Below are 17991 nucleotides of genomic sequence, written 5' to 3'. Positions count from 1 at the left end.
CTTATGGCGATTTTGGAGTCACACCCACGAAAGATCCCTCAGGGACAGTCCACGTTTATTTAAACGTGGTCTGCCCCATTATCCTCCGCCTATTCAACCTATGCCCGTGGTCTGGACATGCTGGTCGGCGCCTACAACTACCTCGACCTCACGCCCAAGGGCAGAAATGAGGACGAGATCATGGAGTGGGTGCGGTATCATGATCGGTATGATAATGAGACAAAATCCTGCGGATGCCATGAACGATAAAAGATTCCACCACTTCATGGAGATAGCGCTGAACCTGGGAGATTTACGTTGAGTAAATCTCCCAGGGCTTTACAGGAAAAAAACACTCAACCTTCTTCTGGCGCAATGTAGTTGAAATCAATTTTCAACTTCCCCAGCACGGTATCCAACGTGACAACACAGCTGTTCCAAACCGGTAGCCCGGATGTCATGTTTTGCGCTTTATAGAGATTCCTCAGCGCTATCAGGTTTTCATGAATACCAACATCGACCTCTGGGCTGCCTGGGCTGAACCAATCTTTCTCTCCATTGCCATCAATATAGTCAAACAACAACTTACAATGATCATCCTCGGGTGAAAGTTCAGCCTCAACGATAACCGCACTCGCTGCATCAGGAGCAGTGTCAATCAGAATTTGGCCGATCTGGCGATAAATTTCGTCTTCACTCATCCTATTCCCCCGTTTACACCCCAGCCAGCAGCCTCTTAATCCGAAATTTTTTCGTAAACAAAACCCTTGGGGATTTCCGGCCAAAAAGGTTTTTTTACCAGCGCATCGAGATCGTCATAAATATCGCGGAAAAAATTAGCCAGATCCATGAAGTCCACACGTGAATTCATCAGCGCAACTTTCAACATGACATCTTCTGCATTTTCCTTGGCGGATGCCGCTCTGGACATATTGTAGAGAGCGTTTCCCAACCTTTCGGAAAGTTCAACCTCCCAGTCCAGCTTGTAATCGGCCTCCAAACTATTGCCATCAAAGCTACCCGCCTTTTCTTTCATCAGCTCGATGATCAGCTGTTTCACCGACTCAAAATCATTCATCTCAATTTTCTCTCATAGTAAAACGGGGACAGACTACGTTTTCGGAGTACTTTCTAAACGTGGTCTGTCCCCATCATTTACTCGTATGCCTCAAGAAACCCCTTGTCACTCGATTCAACGGTAAGCACTGCTTCCTCATACCCCTCAAGGTCATCGCTCAGCCAGGTTTCCCCTGGGCGCAGCAGATGAAACTTCACCGTCGCATCGAATTCGTCACCCGAAATGACTCCCTGCAGAACTCCCGGCATACATGACTTGTTCCACGCCTCAAACACTAAAGACAGGTAGGAGCACGCGCATGCCAAAAAATCAGCGTTTACATAATCATCGGCATGGATCGAATTTACGAAACATTCATAACCCGTTCTATCTAGGAAATACTTTAGGCTTACATGCTTCAGGACGCTTTCCAGACTCGCCAGAAAAACACAGCCATCCCGTTCCACGAAACCGGACCTTGCGATATCCGCCAACTCGCCGTCCAGAGAAGTACGTCCCGCACGAACGAGCATTTGCTCCATTTCACTGTTAAGTTTCACACACCTCCCTCAAGCATCACGCCACTCCGCCAAGCACCAGGTGCTGCACGGGTGTATAGCGCACGGATAGATGCCACTCATCCAAAGACGAGAGTTTTCTCGAAGTCCCATAAAAATCCGCCTCTTGCTCCAAGTGCTGACGTCTCATTTTCCGGATCCCAAACTCAGTGGCCCAACCTGGTAGAAAGTAATATCCGGGCCATAGTTCTGCTCTGAGTTCGACACCTCTACACAGAAGATCTTCTCTGGAAACTTTTCTTTCAGCACCATGCGCCACGAAAAACCAATCACATTGCACAATTGAAGAAAAACATCATCCGAAACATCACGGGCACCCTGACCAAAAACGTCATAGATCCTCACAACATTCAATAACTGCTCAGTCTTTGAAAGATCACCGGAGGCAAGGGCAAAACACCTGTCAAACACTTCGTCTGAAAAATTTCGTCCTAAAAATACACCACCCTCGGCTACCACAAAGTCAGGGAAGAGCATATTGGAAAACATCAAAACATGGTCGGGCCTGCATTGATCAAAGATGTACGAATGAACATCCAGATCTTCTTGGCTAGACCATTGTTTTTTCCAGGAACAATACGCTTGGGTGTCAGTAACAGAAGGTATCGAATTGACCCGTTTCATTGCACTTGCTCCAAACTCTATATCGCTGTGTGAGCTATCGTGGCGCGGAGGTAGAAGCCCGACGGATTGTTCGATCTCAAAATGATATCAATATAGTGGCTCAATGGTAGGTAACCGGCGTTGGGTCGTCAATGAAGGGATTCGTCGAAATGCCCGGCTACGTCCCGTCCGGACAAGCCCTCCCGCCGCAATAATCTGTAAACTCTCCCCTCTTTCGCCGCCCATCATTTCCTCGCGGCCATCACCTATTTAATTGTTGCGGAGTCCACCTTGCGTCTGTTCCACACCTCCGACTGGCACCTTGGGCAAAACCTGCACGGCCAGGAGCGCGATTTCGAGCATGCGTGCTTCCTCGAATGGCTGCTGCGCCAACTGCAACTGGCGCAGCCGGATGTGCTGCTGATCGCCGGGGACATCTTCGACACCGTCAATCCTCCGGTGAAAGCTCAGGAACGCCTCTACGACTTCATCGTCAGCGCCCACGAGCAGCAGCCGTTGCTGACCATCGTGATGATTGCCGGCAACCACGATTCCGGCTCGCGGATCGAACTGCCCGCGCCGCTGATGCGCCGTTTGCGTACCCATGCGCTGGGGCGGGTGTTGTGGCTGGATGATGGGCAACTGGATGCCGAACGCCTGCTGCTGCCGTTGCCGAATAAAACCGGCGAAGTCGCTGCATGGTGCCTGGCGCTGCCGTTCCTGCGCCCGGCGGAGGTGACTGGCGCACATCTGGGCGATAACTATTTGCGCGGCATCGGTCAGGTGCACGAATGGCTGATCGAAGCAGCCAACGCCAAGCGCAAACCCGGTCAGGCGCTGATTGCCATCAGCCACGCGCACATGGCCGGCGGTTCAGTGTCGGAAGACTCTGAGCGCAGCCTGATCATCGGTAACGCGGAGGCCCTGCCCGCCAGCCTGTTCGGCCCGAGCATCAGCTATGTTGCCCTCGGCCATTTGCACAAGCCGCAGAAGGTCAACGCAGAAGAGCGCATTCGTTATAGCGGTTCGCCGATTCCGTTGTCGTTTTCGGAGATCGGCTATCAGCACCAGATTCTCGACGTCACCCTTGATGGCGAAACCCTGGTCAGCGTCGAGCCGAAACTGATCCCGCGCTCGGTCAATCTGCAGCGCATCGGCCCGGCACCGCTGGCCGAGATTCTGCTGCAACTGGCCGACCTGCCGAACATCGATCTGCTCGCCGAAACCCAACGCCAGCCATGGCTGGAAGTGCGTGTAACCCTCGATGAACCGCAGCCGGATCTGCGTCATCAAGTCGAAAGCGCCCTGCAAGGAAAAGCCGTGCGGTTGGTGCGCATCGCCGCCGAATACGCTGGCAACCGTGGCGCTGACGGTTCGGAGGACGGCAGCGCGCTGATCGAACTCGACCAACTCACCCCGCAAGAACTGTTCAGCCGCGCCTGGCTCGATAACTACGGCAGTGAAGTCGATGAGCAGACGCTGAAGGACTTCGCCGAACTGCTGCAGGACGTACAACTGGAGGGCGAGCAGCCATGAAGATTCTCGCCATTCGCTTGAAGAACCTTGCCTCGCTGGCGGGTCCGTTCGAGATTGATTTCACCGCTGAGCCGCTGGCCAGTGCCGGTTTGTTCGCGATTACCGGCCCGACCGGCGCCGGTAAAAGTACTTTGCTCGACGCCTTGTGCCTGGCGCTGTTCGGCGCCGTGCCGCGTCTGAACAACACTGGCCGTGACGCCAAAGTCCCGGATGCCGACGGCGAAATCGCCACCGGCGACCCGCGCACCTTGCTGCGTCGCGGTACTGGCGAAGGTTATGCCGAAGTGGATTTCGTCGGTGTCGATGGCCGTCGTTATCGGGCGCGCTGGGAGGCCAACCGCGCCCGCGAGAAGGCCGGCGGCAAGTTGCAGGCCAGCCGGCAGAGCCTGCGCGATATCGATCAGGATCAACTGCTCGCCAGCCAGAAAGGCGAATACAAAACTCAACTGGAAGCTGCGCTCGGCCTGAACTTCGAACAGTTCACCCGCGCCGTGCTGCTGGCGCAGAGCGAGTTCAGCGCATTCCTCAAGGCAGACGACAACGACCGCAGCGAACTGCTGGAAAAACTCACCGACACCGCGCTGTACACCCGCCTCGGCCGCCGCGCCTTCGACAAGACCAAAGAGGCCCGCGAAGCGCACAAGCTGTTGCAGGATCAGGCTACCGGCGTGACCCCGTTGGCGCCCGAAGCCCGGGCCGAGCTGGATGAGCGTTTCAATGCTGCGCAACAGCAAATGAAGTTGCAGCAGGCGCAGCTCAAACAACTTGAGCAGCAGCACGCCTGGCTCAAGGATTTTCGTGTGTTGCAGGACGCGCAGCAGGCCGCCACCGAGCAATTGCACAGCGCACAGCAGCAATCGCAAGGTCTGGCCGGCGAACGGGTGAAACTGACGCGACTGGAGCAGCTTGGCCCGCAACGGCACCAGTTCGCCCGCAAAAGCGAACTCGATGCCCTGTTGGCGCCGTTAGCCGCACAAATCGCCGCGCACACCCGGCAACACGCCGAACTGACTGAGCGCCAGACGCAACTGGAGCAGGATCTCGAAGCAGCAAAAGTCGCCCTGAGCGAAGCGCAGCAACGGCAAAGTGAAAACGCGCCGCTGTTGCGTCAGGCCTTTGAAGAACAAAGCACCCTCGCCCGTCTGGCCAAGGATGTCGCGCAAAGTGGCGAAGCCAGGCTCAATGCGCAGCAGGCTTGCACCGAAGGCCAGAACGCCATTCAAGCCTTGCTGGAAAAACAGACGCAGGTCGCCGAGCGCCTGCAGCGCATTGCCGCCGAGCTTGAGCAAAGCGCTCATCTGGCGCCGTTGAGCGATGCATGGAATGCCTACCGCGATCGCCTGCAACAGCTGATGCTGATCGGCAACCGCTTGAACAAAGGCCAGGCCGAACTGGCGAGCCTTGAAGAAAACGCCAACCGCAGCGCTGAAGAACTGACCACGCAAAAGCAGCAACTGGAAGTGCTGTTCAAAGAAGCTGGCGCCGAACCCGATGCCGTCGCCGAACAGATCGGTCTCCTCGGCACGCTGCTGCAGGACAACCGCAAGCAACTGCGCGCCTTCGAAGACTTGTCGCGTCTATGGGCCACGCAACAGGATCTGGACAAGCGCAGCAGTGAGTTGCAACAGCGTCAGCTCAGCGCCCAGCAGGAACGCGAACGCCTGACGCAGGACGGCGTGAAAAGCAAAGCCGAGCTGACCGTCGCCGAACAAACCCTCAATGTCACCCGCGAGCTGCTCGAACGCCAGCGCCTGGCGCGCAGTGCCAGCGTCGAAGAGTTGCGCGCGCAGTTGCAGGACGATCAGCCGTGCCCGGTCTGTGGCAGCAGCGAGCACCCGTATCATCAGCCCGAAGCGCTGCTGCAAAGCCTCGGTCGCCACGACGAAAGCGAGCAGGCCAACGCCCAGCAGGTGGTCGATCAGCTCAAGGAAAAACTCATCGAACTGCGCGCCGAAGTCGGTGGCGTGATTGCTCAGCAGAAAGAATTGCTGCAACAGCAGGAACAACTGGCCACCCAGCAGCAAGCGTTGGCGCCTAGCCTCGATGCGCATCCGCTGTCCGCGCAGTTGTTCAATCAGGATGCTGACAAGCGCGATGCCTGGCTCGCCCGGCAAAACGAGCAACTGAACCAGAGCATCACTCAGGACGAACAACGCCAGAGCGCCCTGCTCACCTTGCAACAGGACGCCGCGCGTCTGACCCAGCAATTGCGTCAGGCCGAAACCGCGCATCAGCAAGCGGCGCAGCACCTGAGCAATCAGCAGCGCGAGCTGAGCAGCGACCGTCAGCGCCTCGACGAAGAACTCACCGCGTTCGGCAATCTGCTGCCAGCCGACACCCTTGAAGCCCTGCGCCAGGAGCCGGCGGCAACGTTCATGCAGCTTGACCGGCAGATCGCCGAACGTCTGGCGCAGGTCGAACAGCACAAGGAAGAACAGACCGAGCAACAGCAGCGTCAACAAACGCTGGAGAAAGAACAGGATCGCCAACAGACCCGCGCGCAGCAGTTGCTCAGCGTCGAACAGCAATTCACGGCGCTGACCGAGCAGCAGCACACCTGCCAGCAGAAACTCGCGCAACTGCTCGGCGAACACAGCAGCGCCGAACACTGGCAGCAGCAACTTGAGCAAGCGGTCGAGCAGGCGCGCAATACCGAAACCGCTACCGCGCAGGAACTGCAAAACGTGCGCACGCAACTTGTGCAGATCGCTGCCGAGCTCAAGGCGCAGCAGGAGCGTTTGCAGGCGCTGGAAACCGAAGAGCAGGATCTGGCCGGCAAGATTGCCGACTGGCGCGCCCGCCATCCTGAACTGGACGACGGTGGCCTCGAAGACCTGTTGCGGGTTGACGACGCGCAAGTCGCCGAACTGCGTCAGCGTCTGCAACACAATGAAAAAGCCATCGAACAAGCCAAGGTGTTGTTGCAGGAGCGTGACCAGCGTCTGCTCGATCATCAGGCGCAGCACAACGGCAACCTCGATACCGAACAACTCGCCAGTGCCCTCGCCGAGCTGCAAAACCAGTTCAACCTCAGCGAGCAACAGTGCGCCGAATTGCGTGCCGAACAGGCCGAAGACCAGCGCCGGCAAAACGCCAATCAGGCGCTGACCCAGCAGATCGCCTCGGCCTATGCCGAATATCAACGCTGGGCGCGCCTGAGTGCCTTGATCGGCTCGGCCACCGGTGACACCTTCCGCAAGATCGCCCAGGCCTACAACCTCGACCTGCTGGTGCATCACGCCAACGTGCAACTGCGCCAACTGGTCAAACGCTATCGCCTGAAACGCGGCGGCAGCATGCTCGGTTTGCTGGTGATGGACACGGAAATGGGCGACGAACTGCGCTCGGTGCATTCGTTGTCCGGCGGCGAGACGTTCCTGGTGTCGCTGGCCCTCGCTCTGGGCTTGGCGTCAATGGCGTCGAGTACGCTGAAGATCGAGTCGCTGTTTATCGATGAAGGTTTCGGCAGCCTCGATCCAGAGTCGCTGCAACTGGCGATGGATGCGCTGGACGGTTTGCAGGCACAGGGCCGCAAAGTGGCGGTGATTTCCCACGTGCAGGAAATGCACGAGCGGATTCCGGTGCAGATTCAGGTGCAGCGTCAGGGCAATGGTTTGAGCACGCTGGAGGTGAAATGAACACGCTGTATTCCTTCCGCCGCTGCCCGTACGCGATGCGCGCGCGGATGGCGCTGCGTTATTCGAACGTGCCGGTGGAGATCGTTGAGGTCAGTCTCAAGGCCAAGCCGGCCGCGATGCTGGCGATCTCGCCCAAGGGCACGGTGCCGGTGCTGGATGCCGGTGGGCAGGTGATTGACGAGAGTCTGGAGATCATGCGCTGGGCGTTGGCGCAGAATGATCCGCAGGATTGGTTGCTTGATGGCGACTCGCGGATTGCTGAATTGATCGAAGCGAATGATCAAGGGTTCAAAGTGCATTTGAATCGCTACAAGTACGCCGAACGTTACCCGGAGCAACCGATGGAGATTTATCGGGCTGAGGGGGCGCTGTACTTGCAGAGGCTGGAGGAGCTGCTTGAAGGTCGCGAATATTTGCTGGGCGATCATCCGAGCCTGGCGGATATCGCCCTGCTGCCCTTCGTTCGGCAGTTTGCCCATGTTGACCGCGAGTGGTTTGCGCAGACGCCTTATGTTCGCTTACAGGCCTGGTTGCAGCGTTTCCTCGAATCCGAACTGTTCACCTCGATCATGAAGAAATAACCTTACCTTCCTGCGTTGATCGTTCCCACGCTCTGCGTGGGAACGATCACTCCTACAGGGTCAAGCCAGTGCGTTGCACATGCCGAGTGCCATGCAATCTATCTCGAACGGGCCGAGAAAATCGGCCGAGACCTTCACCGGTGGATTGCCGGCCATCAGCCCCAGAGTATTCGCCCGTTCGATGTTGTGCGCGATGGTGTGATTGGCCTCTATGGCCCGTGCCAGAGCTCCAACCGAGCCTTGACCTATTCCCAGCAATGAAGCGCCGTTGGTCATGATTGCCAGACTGGCAATGACCCAAAGTCTGTAGCCTTTCATGCGCCGCCGACTCCCGCGAGTTCGGCCCGATCGACCATCACGCTTTGCGAGCGGACTTCGAACTGGACGCCGGGATGGGCGACTTGAATCGGCGCGTCGAAGCTGTGTTCCATCTGCGAGGCGATGCTGACGACCAGCACCACGGCCAGGTACAGACCGATGACCAGATAGGCGCCGCGTTTGGCTGAATGAAGGATTGCGCTGGCCATGGTGTTCTCCCGTGGGCATGTTTCGATGTCCACAGAATCAATCAAAAAAGCCGCGCTAACCACTCAGGGTTTGCCATAGTAAACATCAGCTTCGTTGATTATTTAGCCAGTCTATTTGCGTGTTTGAAGAAACCTATCGTGCTGCGAAAAACACACGCACACATGTAGGAGCTGCCGAAGGCTGCGATCTTTTGATTTTGCTTTTTCCGATCGTTCCCACGCTCTGCGTGGGCATGCAGCCCGTGACGCTCCGCGTCACTGGACGCAGAGCGTCCCTAGAGGCATTCCCACGCAGAGCGTGGGAACGATCAAACATCCCAAGGGCAAGATCAAGACTGCAGCCTTCGGCAGCTCCTACAGGGAGTTGTGCAGAACGGGCATTTCAGTGTTGGGCTTTGTGATCCAGGGCGGCGTAGAAGTTAGCGCTCTGTTGCAGGTATTTCTGGGTGTAGCTCTGGGTGTGGGATTTTTTGCTGTTGATTTCAACGTTGGCACTGGCTGGCAGCACCACGGTGGCGGAGATGGCGGAAGCGGCAATCACGGAGAAAAGATTGAAGTTCATGGCGGTAACCCTCGTGTTCGGTTGGCTTGCTTGCCCGGTTGGGCCGTGAAGCAAACTTAACGCTCGAGGGTTGATCGCTTGAAATGCTTTGTAGCATTACCGGATATCAGCGCGATTAATACAAAGAGACAGGCCCCGCAAACCGGGGCCTGTGGCTTATTGTCGCACTAGAAACTTGACGTCGCTCGGCGCGTCCATCGGCAGTTTCTGCACGGTTTTGCCGAGCAGACCGGTCTTGCCATCACGCTCGACAACGACAATTTCGTTGCTTTTCTGGTTGGCGATCAGCAGGAATTTGCCACTAGGGTCGAGGCTGAATTCGCGCGGGTGATCACCTTCCACCGAACGTTTTTGCAGCTCTTTGAGCTGGCCGGTTGCCGGATCAATCGCGAACACCACCAGTTGATTGGCGGTGCCACGGTTGCTGACGTAGAGGAACTTGCCATCCGCCGAGGCGTGCAGCGCTGCAGCGGCTTTGTCCGAGGTCGGCTGGCCGGCGGCCAGATCGACCAGTTGCGTCTGGGTCAGCACGCCGTCGTTGTAGTCGAACACCGCAACCTGTGCGCTCATTTCCATGGTCAGCCAGGCGTGTTTGCCATCGGCGCTGAACAGCAAATGACGTGGGCCGCTGCCGGCGGGCAAGGCGACCGAGGCGGTTTTCGCCGGGGTCAACGGCAGTTCGGGGTTGGCTTTCGGGTCGAATTGGTAGATGAAAACTTTGTCCGCACCCAGGTCGTTGGAGAACACGTAGCGACCGTCCGGCGAGGAAACCGTCGAGTGCACGTGGTTGGAGGCCTGGCGCTCAGGATTGACCCGGCTGGCCGGGTGCGCGCTCATCTGCACCACCGGTTTGAGTTTGCCGTCGGCACCGACCGGCAATACCGCCAGCGTGCCGCCCGGGTCTTCCACCACCGAATAGTTGCTGACGAACAGGTGGCTGGTGTCACCGCTGAGGCTCGAATGGGTCGGCTCATTGCCCAGGCTCTGCACTTGACTGATCAGGTTCAGGGCGTGGGTTTTCGGATCAATCGAATAGCTGCTGACACGGCCAACCGGGTCTTTCTGACCCGGGCCGTTTTCGTTGACCACGAACAGACGTTTCTGGTCTTTGGACAGGGTCAGCCATGACGGGTTTTCGCTCTTGACCACTTGCAGCGGCTTGGCGGCGATCTGGCCGGTGGCACTGTCGAAGTTCATGCGATAGATGCCCTGGCTGGTGCCGGCGGTATAAGAGCCGACCAGCAACTGGAAGTTCTCGGCAGAGGCCGTGGACAGCCCCATGGCGCCGACGCTGCCGGCCATCAGCAGCGGCCAGAATTTACGCATTTTCATCAGATTCTTCCTCATCATCGCTGCTGCTGACTACGTCGCCATGGCAGACCAGGCGGTGTTCGCCGATCGCTTTGGTCTCATTGAAATAACCGACGATCAGCCAGCTTTGCAGTGAGTCATCAAATGTTGCCGCTGCAACCTGAGCCGGAGTGAATTCCCAATGCTTGGCCGCTCGGCCATCGATGCATTCGATGTGCAGGTTGTCATCTTCGTCGAGGGCGAATTCGAAGGCGTGCAGGCCGTCGATTTCGACCATACCGCAGTGTTCGAGGGCGTTGAGAAGGGTTTGGGCAGTCATGGCAGTAAAGTCTTTCAGGGGGGAAATCGGCAATGATAGCTCAAGAAGCACACTCCCCCTGTAGGAGCTGCCGAAGGCTGCGATCTTTTGATGTCTGATCGTTCCCACGCTCAGCGTGGGAACGATCAAAAAAAAGATCAAAGGATCGCAGCCTTCGGCAGCTCCTACAGGGGTGTTTTTCAGAGGGCTTCGCGGCTAGGTTTGCCATCAACCAGGCGCTGGATGCGCAGCGGGTTGGCGTTTTTCAGTGGCTCGGGCAACAAGCTGTCCGGGTAGTTCTGGAAGCACACCGGGCGCAGGAAACGGTCGATGGCCAGCGTGCCCACCGACGTGCCACGGGCATCGGACGTCGCCGGATACGGCCCGCCGTGCACCATCGAATCACAGACCTCGACACCGGTCGGATAACCGTTGAGCAGGATCCGCCCGACCTTCTGCTCCAGCAACGGCGTCAGCTCAGGGAAACGTTCGAAATCCGCCTGCTCGCCAATGATCGTCGCGGTCAGTTGCCCGTGCAGGCCATGCAGTGCGGCGCTGAGTTGCGCCTTGTCCGCCACTTCGACAATCACCGTGGTCGGGCCGAACACTTCTTCCTGTAGCACTTCATCGCCATCGATCAACAGGCTCGCATCGGCCTTGAACAATTGCGGTTGCGCCTGATTACCCTGCTGTGGATTGCCGGCCAGATGCTCAATGCCGGGATGCGCCAGCAGTTTCTGCAAGCCTTTGCCGTAGCTGCCGAGGGTGCCGGCGTTGAGCATGGTTTGCGCCGGTTGATCACCGATCAAACCAGCGACTTGCTGCACGAACGCGCTGAACTGCGGCGAACGAATACCGATCACCAGACCGGGATTGGTACAGAACTGACCGCAGCCCTGCACCACAGATGCAGTGAGGTCACGAGCAACGGTTTCCGAACGCTCGGCAAGGGCTTGCGGCAGAACGATCACCGGGTTGATGCTCGACATCTCGGCGAACACCGGGATCGGTTGCGGGCGCGCAGCGGCCATGTCACAGAGAGCGCGACCGCCCTTGAGCGAACCGGTGAAACCCACTGCCTGAATTGCCGGATGCTTGACCAGCCATTCGCCGACGCCACCGCCGTAGATCATGTTGAATACGCCGGCCGGCATCGCGGTTTTTTCGGCAGCGCGGATCAGCGCATCAGCAACCAGTTCCGCTGTCGCCATGTGGCCGCTGTGAGCCTTGAACACCACCGGGCAACCGGCGGCGAGTGCCGAAGCGGTATCGCCGCCAGCCGTAGAAAATGCCAGCGGGAAATTGCTCGCGCCGAACACTGCGACAGGGCCTAGGCCGATGCGGTATTGACGCAAATCCGGGCGCGGCAACGGCTGGCGATCCGGTAACGGCAGATCAATGCGCGCACCGTAGAAATCACCTCGGCGCAGGACTTTGGCGAACAGACGCATCTGCCCGCTGGTGCGTCCGCGCTCGCCTTGAATGCGTCCGGCCGGCAACGCGGTTTCGCGGCAGACCACAGCGACGAAGTCATCACCGAGCGCATCCAGCTCATCAGCAATCGCATCGAGAAACTGCGCGCGGCGTTCGGCGCTAAGGCTGCGATAAGCGGGGTAGGCGGCAGCGGCAGCTTTGGCTGCAGCGTCGACTTCTTCAACCGTGGCCTGAATGAAATCGTGCGGCAATTGTTCGCCCGTGGTTGCGTCGACCGATTGCAGTTTGACGTCGCCAGCGGCGCTGCGCTGACCACCGATGTAGTTGTGACCGAGAATCTGAGTCATGGGATCTCCTTAAAGGGTGCCGATGCTGTCCGGTTCATAAACCGCTGGGACCGGGACGATGCCATTGAGCAGTGGCGCGCCGAATTCGGCCTGGCTGATTTCAAAGACGTCGCCCGGCTGGGTGCGGATGCCATCGGCGAACGACAGGGTCGCGGTGCCGAAGAAGTGAATGTGCACGTCACCGGGACGCAGGAACTGACTGTATTTGAAGTGGTGGTATTCGAGGTTGGCGAGGCTGTGGCACATGTTCGCCTCGCCACTGAGAAACTCGTTCTGCCAGAGCACTTCGCCGTCACGCAGGATGCGACTGGTGCCGGCCAGATGTTGAGGCAGTTCACCGCTGCGAAGTTCCGGGCCGTAACTGCAACTGCGCAATTTCGAGTGGGCGAGGTACAGGTAATTCTTGCGTTCCATGACATGGTCGGAGAACTCGTTGCCCACCGCAAAACCGAGACGGTAAGGCTTGCCGTCGTGGCCAATGATGTACAAACCGGCCATTTCTGGTTCTTCGCCGGCGTCTTCGGCAAACGGCGGCACCGGGAAGGGTTGACCGGGGCGAACGACGATGCTGCCGTCGCCCTTGTAGAACCATTCCGGTTGCACACCGGCCTGCCCCGCCGCCGGTTTGCCGCCCTCCACGCCCCATTTGAAGATGCGCATGGTGTCGGTCATCGCCGCTTCGTCGCCGGCCTGCTGGTGCATCTTGTCCCGCGCCGAGGCACTGCCAAGATGCGTCAGGCCGGTGCCGCTGATCAGCATGTGCGCCGGGTCCGGGTGATCGAGGGGCGGTAGCACGCGCAGTTGTGCGAGCAGCTCGGCGTAATCGTGGCTGATGCCGAGGCCGAGGGTTTGCACTTGCTGCTCCAGGGTGTTGCCGGCCTCGATGGCGGCCAGGGCCAGATCGCGCACGGAACGCGCGTCTTGCACTTCGCGCACCAGACCGTTGTCGACCACGCCGACGCGGCGTTCGCGGTTGCTTAATTCGAATTGAACCAGATGCATATGTCCTCTCCTGTATACAAAACTTCAAAACACTGCAAAACCCTGTGGGAGCTGGCTTGCCAGCGATGGCAATCTGTCTGACACATCAATGTTGAATGTGCCGCCGTCATCGCTGGCAAGCCAGCTCCCACAGGTTCCTTGGTGATTGATAGCGGGGGTCAGGTACGGGTGGCACCGCGTGCACTTGCTGCGAATTGGTCAACCGGGAGCACGTGTTTGCGCTCCAGCACGCGGTAGACGATGCCGGTCAGAATCAAGCCAAACACCATCACCCCCGAGAGAAAATACAGGCCGGACGCGAGGTTGCCGGTGTACTCCTTCAACGCCCCAATCACAAACGGCCCGATGTACCCGCCCAGATTCCCCACCGAATTGATCAGAGCAATCCCCGCCGCCGCACTCGCGCCGGCAAAGAAGCGCCCCGGCAAGGTCCAGAACACCGCCGTGCAGGAAAACAGCGCGAACGCCACCAGACACAGCGCCGCCAGTTGCGCCACCGGCAACGACAACCAGGCACTGAGGAACAGGCCAATCGCGCCCAGCACATAAAGCACGGCCAGATGCCCGTAGCGATCATTCAAACGATCGGAACTGCGCGGCACGATCAGCAAGCCGATGATGCCGAAGATGTACGGCACCGACGAGACGAAACCGGTGACCAGATCGCTGCCGCCAAACTGTTTGATCAGCGTCGGTAACCATAGACCGAGACCATAAATGCTCAACGTCACCGGCAGATAAAACAGCGCCAGCAGCAACACGCGTTTGTCTTTCAGCGCATGCAGCGGATTGCCGTGACGGGTCTGGCCGTATTCCTGCAGATCCTTTTTCAGCTCACCGGTCAGCCAGTCTTTCTCGGCCTGATCCATCCATTTCACTTGCTGCGGGCCATCCGGCAACCAGCGCAACACCGGCCAGGTCAGCAAGATCGCCGGAGTGCCGATGACGATGAACAGCCACTGCCAGCCGTGCAGCCCGAGGACGCCATCCATGCCGAGCAAACCGCCGGACACCGGACCGGTGATCATCATCGCGATCGGTTGGGAGAGGATGAACAGCCCGAGGATCTTGCCGCGATGGCGCACCGGGAACCATTGGGTGATGTAGTAGAGAACGCCAGGGAAGAACCCCGCCTCGGCCGCGCCGAGCAGAAAGCGCATGACGTAGAAACTGTGCGGGCCCTGGACGAAGGCCATGCCGATGGTGATCGCGCCCCAGGTGATCATGATCCGCGCAAACCAGCGCCGCGCACCGAAGCGTTCGAGCATCAGGTTGCTGGGGATTTCGAAAAGGAAGTAACCAATGAAGAACAGCCCGGCGCCGAGGCCGTAAGCCGCATCGCCAATGCCGATGTCGGCGCCCATGTGCAGCTTGGCGAAGCCGACGGCGGAGCGATCCACATAGGCGATCAGGTACAGCAGGATCAGGAAGGGAATCAGTTTCAGCGTAATGCGCCGTATCAGCCGCAGTTCCTGGCTCATGAGATCGGTCTCCGATTGTTGTTTTTATAGAACCTCGGGGGACGCCTCTCACGGAAAACCGTCAGGGCCATCCCTCCGTCGAAAACGACTATATAGTAATACTAATTCACCAACAACACTTCCAAACCTCAGATTTTGCGCTTAGATTAGGCCGTAGCTGGAACACTATAGTCATACAATAAGAGAATCGATCATGTCTGATAAGAAACCCACCCTGCGCTCCGCCCAATGGTTTGGCACGGCCGACAAGAACGGCTTCATGTACCGCAGCTGGATGAAGAATCAGGGCATCGCCGACCACCAGTTTCACGGCAAGCCGATCATCGGCATCTGTAACACCTGGTCGGAACTGACCCCGTGCAACGCGCACTTCCGCCAGATCGCGGAGCACGTTAAACGCGGGGTGATCGAGGCCGGTGGCTTCCCGGTGGAATTCCCGGTGTTCTCCAACGGCGAATCGAACCTGCGCCCGACCGCCATGCTCACCCGCAACCTGGCGAGCATGGATGTCGAAGAGGCGATTCGCGGCAATCCGATCGACGGCGTAGTGCTGCTGACCGGTTGCGACAAAACCACTCCAGCGCTGCTGATGGGCGCGGCGAGTTGCGATGTGCCAGCGATTGTTGTGACCGGCGGGCCGATGCTCAACGGCAAGCACAAGGGCAAGGACATCGGCTCGGGCACGGTGGTCTGGCAGCTCAGCGAACAGGTCAAGGCCGGCACCATCACGATTGACGATTTCCTTGCAGCCGAGGGCGGCATGTCGCGTTCGGCGGGCACCTGCAACACCATGGGCACCGCATCGACCATGGCTTGCATGGCTGAAGCACTCGGCACTTCGCTGCCGCACAACGCGGCGATCCCGGCGGTGGATGCGCGGCGTTATGTGTTGGCGCACATGTCCGGCATGCGTGCGGTGGAGATGGTTCGCGAAGATCTGAAACTGTCGAAGATCCTCACTAAAGAAGCCTTCGAGAATGCTATCCGGGTCAACGCTGCCATCGGTGGTTCGACCAACGCGGTGATTCACTTGAAAGCCATCGCCGGGCGCATCGGTGTTGAACTGGATCTGGACGACTGGACCCGCATCGGGCGCGGCATGCCGACCATTGTCGACCTGCAACCGTCGGGGCGCTTCCTGATGGAAGAGTTCTATTACGCCGGTGGTTTGCCAGCGGTGTTGCGCCGCCTCGGTGAAGCCAATCTGATTCCAAATCCGAATGCACTGACGGTGAACGGCAAGTCGATCGGCGAGAACACCAAGGACGCGCCGATCTATGGCGAAGACGAAGTGATCCGCACCCTCGACAATCCGATTCGCGCCGACGGTGGTATCTGCGTATTGCGCGGCAATCTGGCGCCGCTCGGCGCGGTACTCAAGCCGTCCGCTGCAACCCCGGAACTGATGCAGCATCGCGGCCGCGCGGTGGTGTTTGAAAACTTCGACATGTACAAGGCGCGGATCAATGATCCGGAGCTGGATGTCGATAAGGATTCGATTCTGGTGATGAAGAACTGCGGGCCGAAGGGTTATCCGGGCATGGCCGAAGTCGGCAACATGGGCTTGCCGGCCAAGTTGTTGGCCCAGGGTGTGACCGACATGGTGCGCATTTCCGATGCACGGATGAGCGGTACGGCGTATGGCACCGTAGTTTTGCACGTGGCGCCGGAAGCGGCGGCCGGCGGGCCTTTGGCGACAGTGAAGGAAGGCGACTGGATCGAGCTGGATTGCGCCACCGGGCGTTTGCACCTGGATATTCCGGATGCTGAACTGGCGGCGCGCATGGCGGATCTGCAGCCACCGCAGCAGTTGCTGGTGGGCGGTTATCGTCAGCTGTACATCGACCATGTGTTGCAGGCGGATCAGGGCTGTGACTTCGATTTCCTTGTCGGTTGCCGAGGGGCTGAAGTGCCGCGCCATTCCCATTAAAATCAAAAGATCGCAGCCTTCGGCAGCTCCTACATTGGAATGCATTTGATCGTTCCCACACTCCGCGTGGGAACGATCATTACCCGCCTCAAGATTGTCTGGTGCCTGCTATGATGCGCGGCATCTCCATCGCTCAGGATCGCGCCACTCCCCATGGATTACCGCAAACCCTCCGACCGTAAAAGCATGCACTCGCGCATCGTCCAGGAACTGGGCATGCAGATCGTCTCCGGACGCTTTTTGCCCGACGACAAACTGCCCGCCGAAGCCTTGCTCTGCGAGGAGTACGCGGTCAGCCGGCCGGTATTGCGTGAAGCCACACGGGTGCTGGTAGCCAAAGGTCTGGTGTATTCCAAGCCACGCGTCGGCACGGTGGTCAAAGCGCGCCGCGAGTGGCACATGCTCGATCCCGATGTACTGCATTGGCTGATGCAAAGCAGCCCGCAGAATGAATTTTTCAATGTGCTGACCAGTGTGCGCAGCATTATCGAACCGGCGGCTGCCGCCCTCGCCGCCCAGCATGCCACCGATGCCGAAATTGCCGGGATCGGTGAGGCTTACCAGCGCATGGAAGCCGCGCCGACGCCGGAAGCGTTGTTGCAGCCGGATCTGGACTTCCACAGCCGGATTGCCGATGCGACGCACAATGATTTGCTGGCGAACCTGTGCAACATGTTGTCGGTGGCGATTGCCGAGGCGTTGAAGCATTCGAATCAGCGGCCGAATCTGCATGAATTGGCATTGCCTCGGCATAAGGCGATTTTGACGGCGATTGAGAATCGTGATGCATTGGGGGCTCGGCATGCGACGTTGGTGCAGCTGGATGATGCGCGTAGTGCGCTCAGTGTCGTGCTCGGCACTGAGCTTTCCTGAATCTTGAGACTGCTTGCCCTCACCCTAGCCCTCTCCCAGAGGTAGAGGGGACCGATTGGGGGATATTCGAGATTTACGCCGACTTGAAAGATTTGCTGTGAATCCATAATCGACTCGGCATCTAAAGTCGACCGATCTGCTGTGAATCCATAATCAACTCGGTGCTTCAGGTCGATGTATCAAGCCGCACCACTCGGTCAGTCCCCTCTCCCTCGGGGAGAGGGTTAGGGTGAGGGGCTCTTGATCTTCAGCCA

Annotated in this window: 17 protein-coding genes and 1 pseudogene; 6 read left to right on the top strand and 12 right to left on the bottom strand. The window is 58.5% G+C overall.

From position 1 onward, the window contains the following. Positions 1–90: 90 nt before the first annotated feature. Positions 91–249 (top strand): annotated as a pseudogene (locus tag ACM6IN_RS08215) (DUF899 family protein); the annotation flags it as partial. An 86-nt stretch (positions 250–335) separates the two neighbouring features. On the opposite strand, the gene ACM6IN_RS08210 reads toward ACM6IN_RS08215, so the two are convergent. From ACM6IN_RS08210 to ACM6IN_RS08195, 4 genes are all read right to left on the bottom strand, one after another. Further along, positions 336–680 (bottom strand): hypothetical protein, encoded by a 345-nt coding sequence (locus ACM6IN_RS08210; protein ID WP_007916515.1) that lies wholly within the window; start codon positions 678–680, stop codon positions 336–338. A gap of 35 nt (positions 681–715) precedes the next feature. Next, positions 716–1057, bottom strand: coding sequence for a hypothetical protein (locus ACM6IN_RS08205; protein WP_007916522.1), 342 nt, complete (start codon positions 1055–1057; stop codon positions 716–718). A gap of 77 nt (positions 1058–1134) precedes the next feature. After that, positions 1135–1596, bottom strand: coding sequence for a hypothetical protein (locus tag ACM6IN_RS08200; protein ID WP_414915748.1), 462 nt, complete (start codon positions 1594–1596; stop codon positions 1135–1137). 144 nt (positions 1597–1740) lie between these two features. Then, positions 1741–2238, bottom strand: coding sequence for a hypothetical protein (locus tag ACM6IN_RS08195; protein ID WP_007916528.1), 498 nt, complete (start codon positions 2236–2238; stop codon positions 1741–1743). A gap of 270 nt (positions 2239–2508) precedes the next feature. Between ACM6IN_RS08195 and ACM6IN_RS08190 the strand changes: the two genes are divergently transcribed. The 3 genes from ACM6IN_RS08190 to ACM6IN_RS08180 are packed head-to-tail and all read left to right on the top strand — an operon-like array spanning position 2509 to position 7972. Next, a complete protein-coding gene (locus ACM6IN_RS08190; RefSeq protein WP_414915747.1) occupies positions 2509–3753 on the top strand; it encodes an exonuclease SbcCD subunit D C-terminal domain-containing protein in 1245 nt (414 codons plus the stop codon). After that, complete coding sequence (locus tag ACM6IN_RS08185) at positions 3750–7391, top strand: SbcC/MukB-like Walker B domain-containing protein (protein ID WP_414915746.1); 3642 nt, start codon at positions 3750–3752, stop codon at positions 7389–7391. Before ACM6IN_RS08190 ends, ACM6IN_RS08185 begins: the two co-directional genes overlap by 4 nt. Continuing rightward, entirely contained in the window at positions 7388–7972 is a 585-nt protein-coding gene (locus ACM6IN_RS08180; protein WP_414915745.1) for a glutathione S-transferase, read from the top strand. The genes ACM6IN_RS08185 and ACM6IN_RS08180 overlap by 4 nt, the downstream gene beginning before the upstream one ends. Positions 7973–8032: 60 nt before the next feature. On the opposite strand, the gene ACM6IN_RS08175 is transcribed toward ACM6IN_RS08180, so the two are convergent. The 8 genes from ACM6IN_RS08175 to ACM6IN_RS08140 all read right to left on the bottom strand — a co-directional run bounded on the left by ACM6IN_RS08175 (position 8033) and on the right by ACM6IN_RS08140 (position 14934). Further along, positions 8033–8290: a hypothetical protein gene (locus tag ACM6IN_RS08175; RefSeq protein ID WP_007916537.1), complete on the bottom strand. Its 258-nt coding sequence runs from the start codon at positions 8288–8290 to the stop codon at positions 8033–8035. After that, positions 8287–8499, bottom strand: coding sequence for a hypothetical protein (locus ACM6IN_RS08170; RefSeq protein WP_007916539.1), 213 nt, complete (start codon positions 8497–8499; stop codon positions 8287–8289). The genes ACM6IN_RS08175 and ACM6IN_RS08170 overlap by 4 nt, the downstream gene beginning before the upstream one ends. Positions 8500–8881: 382 nt before the next feature. Then, on the bottom strand, positions 8882–9061 hold the full coding sequence (locus ACM6IN_RS08165; RefSeq protein WP_007917967.1) for a hypothetical protein: 180 nt from the start codon (positions 9059–9061) through the stop codon (positions 8882–8884). Positions 9062–9217: 156 nt separating this feature from the next. Then, positions 9218–10393 carry a lactonase family protein gene (locus ACM6IN_RS08160; RefSeq protein ID WP_414893988.1) on the bottom strand — a complete coding sequence of 392 codons (1176 nt, stop codon included), beginning with the start codon at positions 10391–10393 and terminating at the stop codon, positions 9218–9220. Continuing rightward, the gene (locus ACM6IN_RS08155) at positions 10380–10691 is read right to left on the bottom strand and encodes a DUF5629 family protein (protein ID WP_007917971.1); all 312 of its coding nucleotides are present in this window, start codon (positions 10689–10691) and stop codon (positions 10380–10382) included. The genes ACM6IN_RS08160 and ACM6IN_RS08155 overlap by 14 nt, the downstream gene beginning before the upstream one ends. A gap of 179 nt (positions 10692–10870) precedes the next feature. Continuing rightward, positions 10871–12451 (bottom strand): aldehyde dehydrogenase (NADP(+)), encoded by a 1581-nt coding sequence (locus tag ACM6IN_RS08150; protein ID WP_123374993.1) that lies wholly within the window; start codon positions 12449–12451, stop codon positions 10871–10873. Between the two features lie 9 nt (positions 12452–12460). After that, positions 12461–13453, bottom strand: coding sequence for an AraD1 family protein (araD1, locus tag ACM6IN_RS08145; RefSeq protein ID WP_414915744.1), 993 nt, complete (start codon positions 13451–13453; stop codon positions 12461–12463). A gap of 158 nt (positions 13454–13611) precedes the next feature. Beyond that, positions 13612–14934 (bottom strand): MFS transporter, encoded by a 1323-nt coding sequence (locus tag ACM6IN_RS08140; RefSeq protein WP_007917982.1) that lies wholly within the window; start codon positions 14932–14934, stop codon positions 13612–13614. Positions 14935–15127: 193 nt separating this feature from the next. Between ACM6IN_RS08140 and ACM6IN_RS08135 the strand changes: the two genes are divergently transcribed. Then, positions 15128–16864 carry an IlvD/Edd family dehydratase gene (locus ACM6IN_RS08135; protein ID WP_007917984.1) on the top strand — a complete coding sequence of 579 codons (1737 nt, stop codon included), beginning with the start codon at positions 15128–15130 and terminating at the stop codon, positions 16862–16864. 153 nt (positions 16865–17017) lie between these two features. Continuing rightward, the gene (locus tag ACM6IN_RS08130) at positions 17018–17737 is read left to right on the top strand and encodes a FadR/GntR family transcriptional regulator (protein ID WP_273914989.1); all 720 of its coding nucleotides are present in this window, start codon (positions 17018–17020) and stop codon (positions 17735–17737) included. Positions 17738–17991 lie beyond the last annotated feature (254 nt).

This window comes from Pseudomonas sp. IT-P395, from assembly GCF_949767675.1.
Classification (GTDB): Bacteria; Pseudomonadota; Gammaproteobacteria; order Pseudomonadales; family Pseudomonadaceae; genus Aquipseudomonas.
This window is presented reverse-complemented; position numbering and strand designations above follow the sequence as displayed.

What these genes read in the sequence shown, in the direction of transcription:
- ACM6IN_RS08210 (WP_007916515.1), bottom strand. Translation starts at nt 680, where the DNA reads ATGAGTGAAGACGAAATTTATCGCCAGATCGGCCAAATTCTGATTGAC.
- ACM6IN_RS08205 (WP_007916522.1), bottom strand. Translation starts at nt 1,057, where the DNA reads ATGAATGATTTTGAGTCGGTGAAACAGCTGATCATCGAGCTGATGAAA.
- ACM6IN_RS08195 (WP_007916528.1), bottom strand. Translation starts at nt 2,238, where the DNA reads ATGAAACGGGTCAATTCGATACCTTCTGTTACTGACACCCAAGCGTAT.
- ACM6IN_RS08185 (WP_414915746.1), top strand. Translation starts at nt 3,750, where the DNA reads ATGAAGATTCTCGCCATTCGCTTGAAGAACCTTGCCTCGCTGGCGGGT.
- ACM6IN_RS08180 (WP_414915745.1), top strand. Translation starts at nt 7,388, where the DNA reads ATGAACACGCTGTATTCCTTCCGCCGCTGCCCGTACGCGATGCGCGCG.
- ACM6IN_RS08175 (WP_007916537.1), bottom strand. Translation starts at nt 8,290, where the DNA reads ATGAAAGGCTACAGACTTTGGGTCATTGCCAGTCTGGCAATCATGACC.
- ACM6IN_RS08170 (WP_007916539.1), bottom strand. Translation starts at nt 8,499, where the DNA reads ATGGCCAGCGCAATCCTTCATTCAGCCAAACGCGGCGCCTATCTGGTC.
- ACM6IN_RS08165 (WP_007917967.1), bottom strand. Translation starts at nt 9,061, where the DNA reads ATGAACTTCAATCTTTTCTCCGTGATTGCCGCTTCCGCCATCTCCGCC.
- ACM6IN_RS08160 (WP_414893988.1), bottom strand. Translation starts at nt 10,393, where the DNA reads ATGAAAATGCGTAAATTCTGGCCGCTGCTGATGGCCGGCAGCGTCGGC.
- ACM6IN_RS08155 (WP_007917971.1), bottom strand. Translation starts at nt 10,691, where the DNA reads ATGACTGCCCAAACCCTTCTCAACGCCCTCGAACACTGCGGTATGGTC.
- ACM6IN_RS08150 (WP_123374993.1), bottom strand. Translation starts at nt 12,451, where the DNA reads ATGACTCAGATTCTCGGTCACAACTACATCGGTGGTCAGCGCAGCGCC.
- araD1 (WP_414915744.1), bottom strand. Translation starts at nt 13,453, where the DNA reads ATGCATCTGGTTCAATTCGAATTAAGCAACCGCGAACGCCGCGTCGGC.
- ACM6IN_RS08140 (WP_007917982.1), bottom strand. Translation starts at nt 14,934, where the DNA reads ATGAGCCAGGAACTGCGGCTGATACGGCGCATTACGCTGAAACTGATT.
- ACM6IN_RS08135 (WP_007917984.1), top strand. Translation starts at nt 15,128, where the DNA reads ATGTCTGATAAGAAACCCACCCTGCGCTCCGCCCAATGGTTTGGCACG.
- ACM6IN_RS08130 (WP_273914989.1), top strand. Translation starts at nt 17,018, where the DNA reads ATGGATTACCGCAAACCCTCCGACCGTAAAAGCATGCACTCGCGCATC.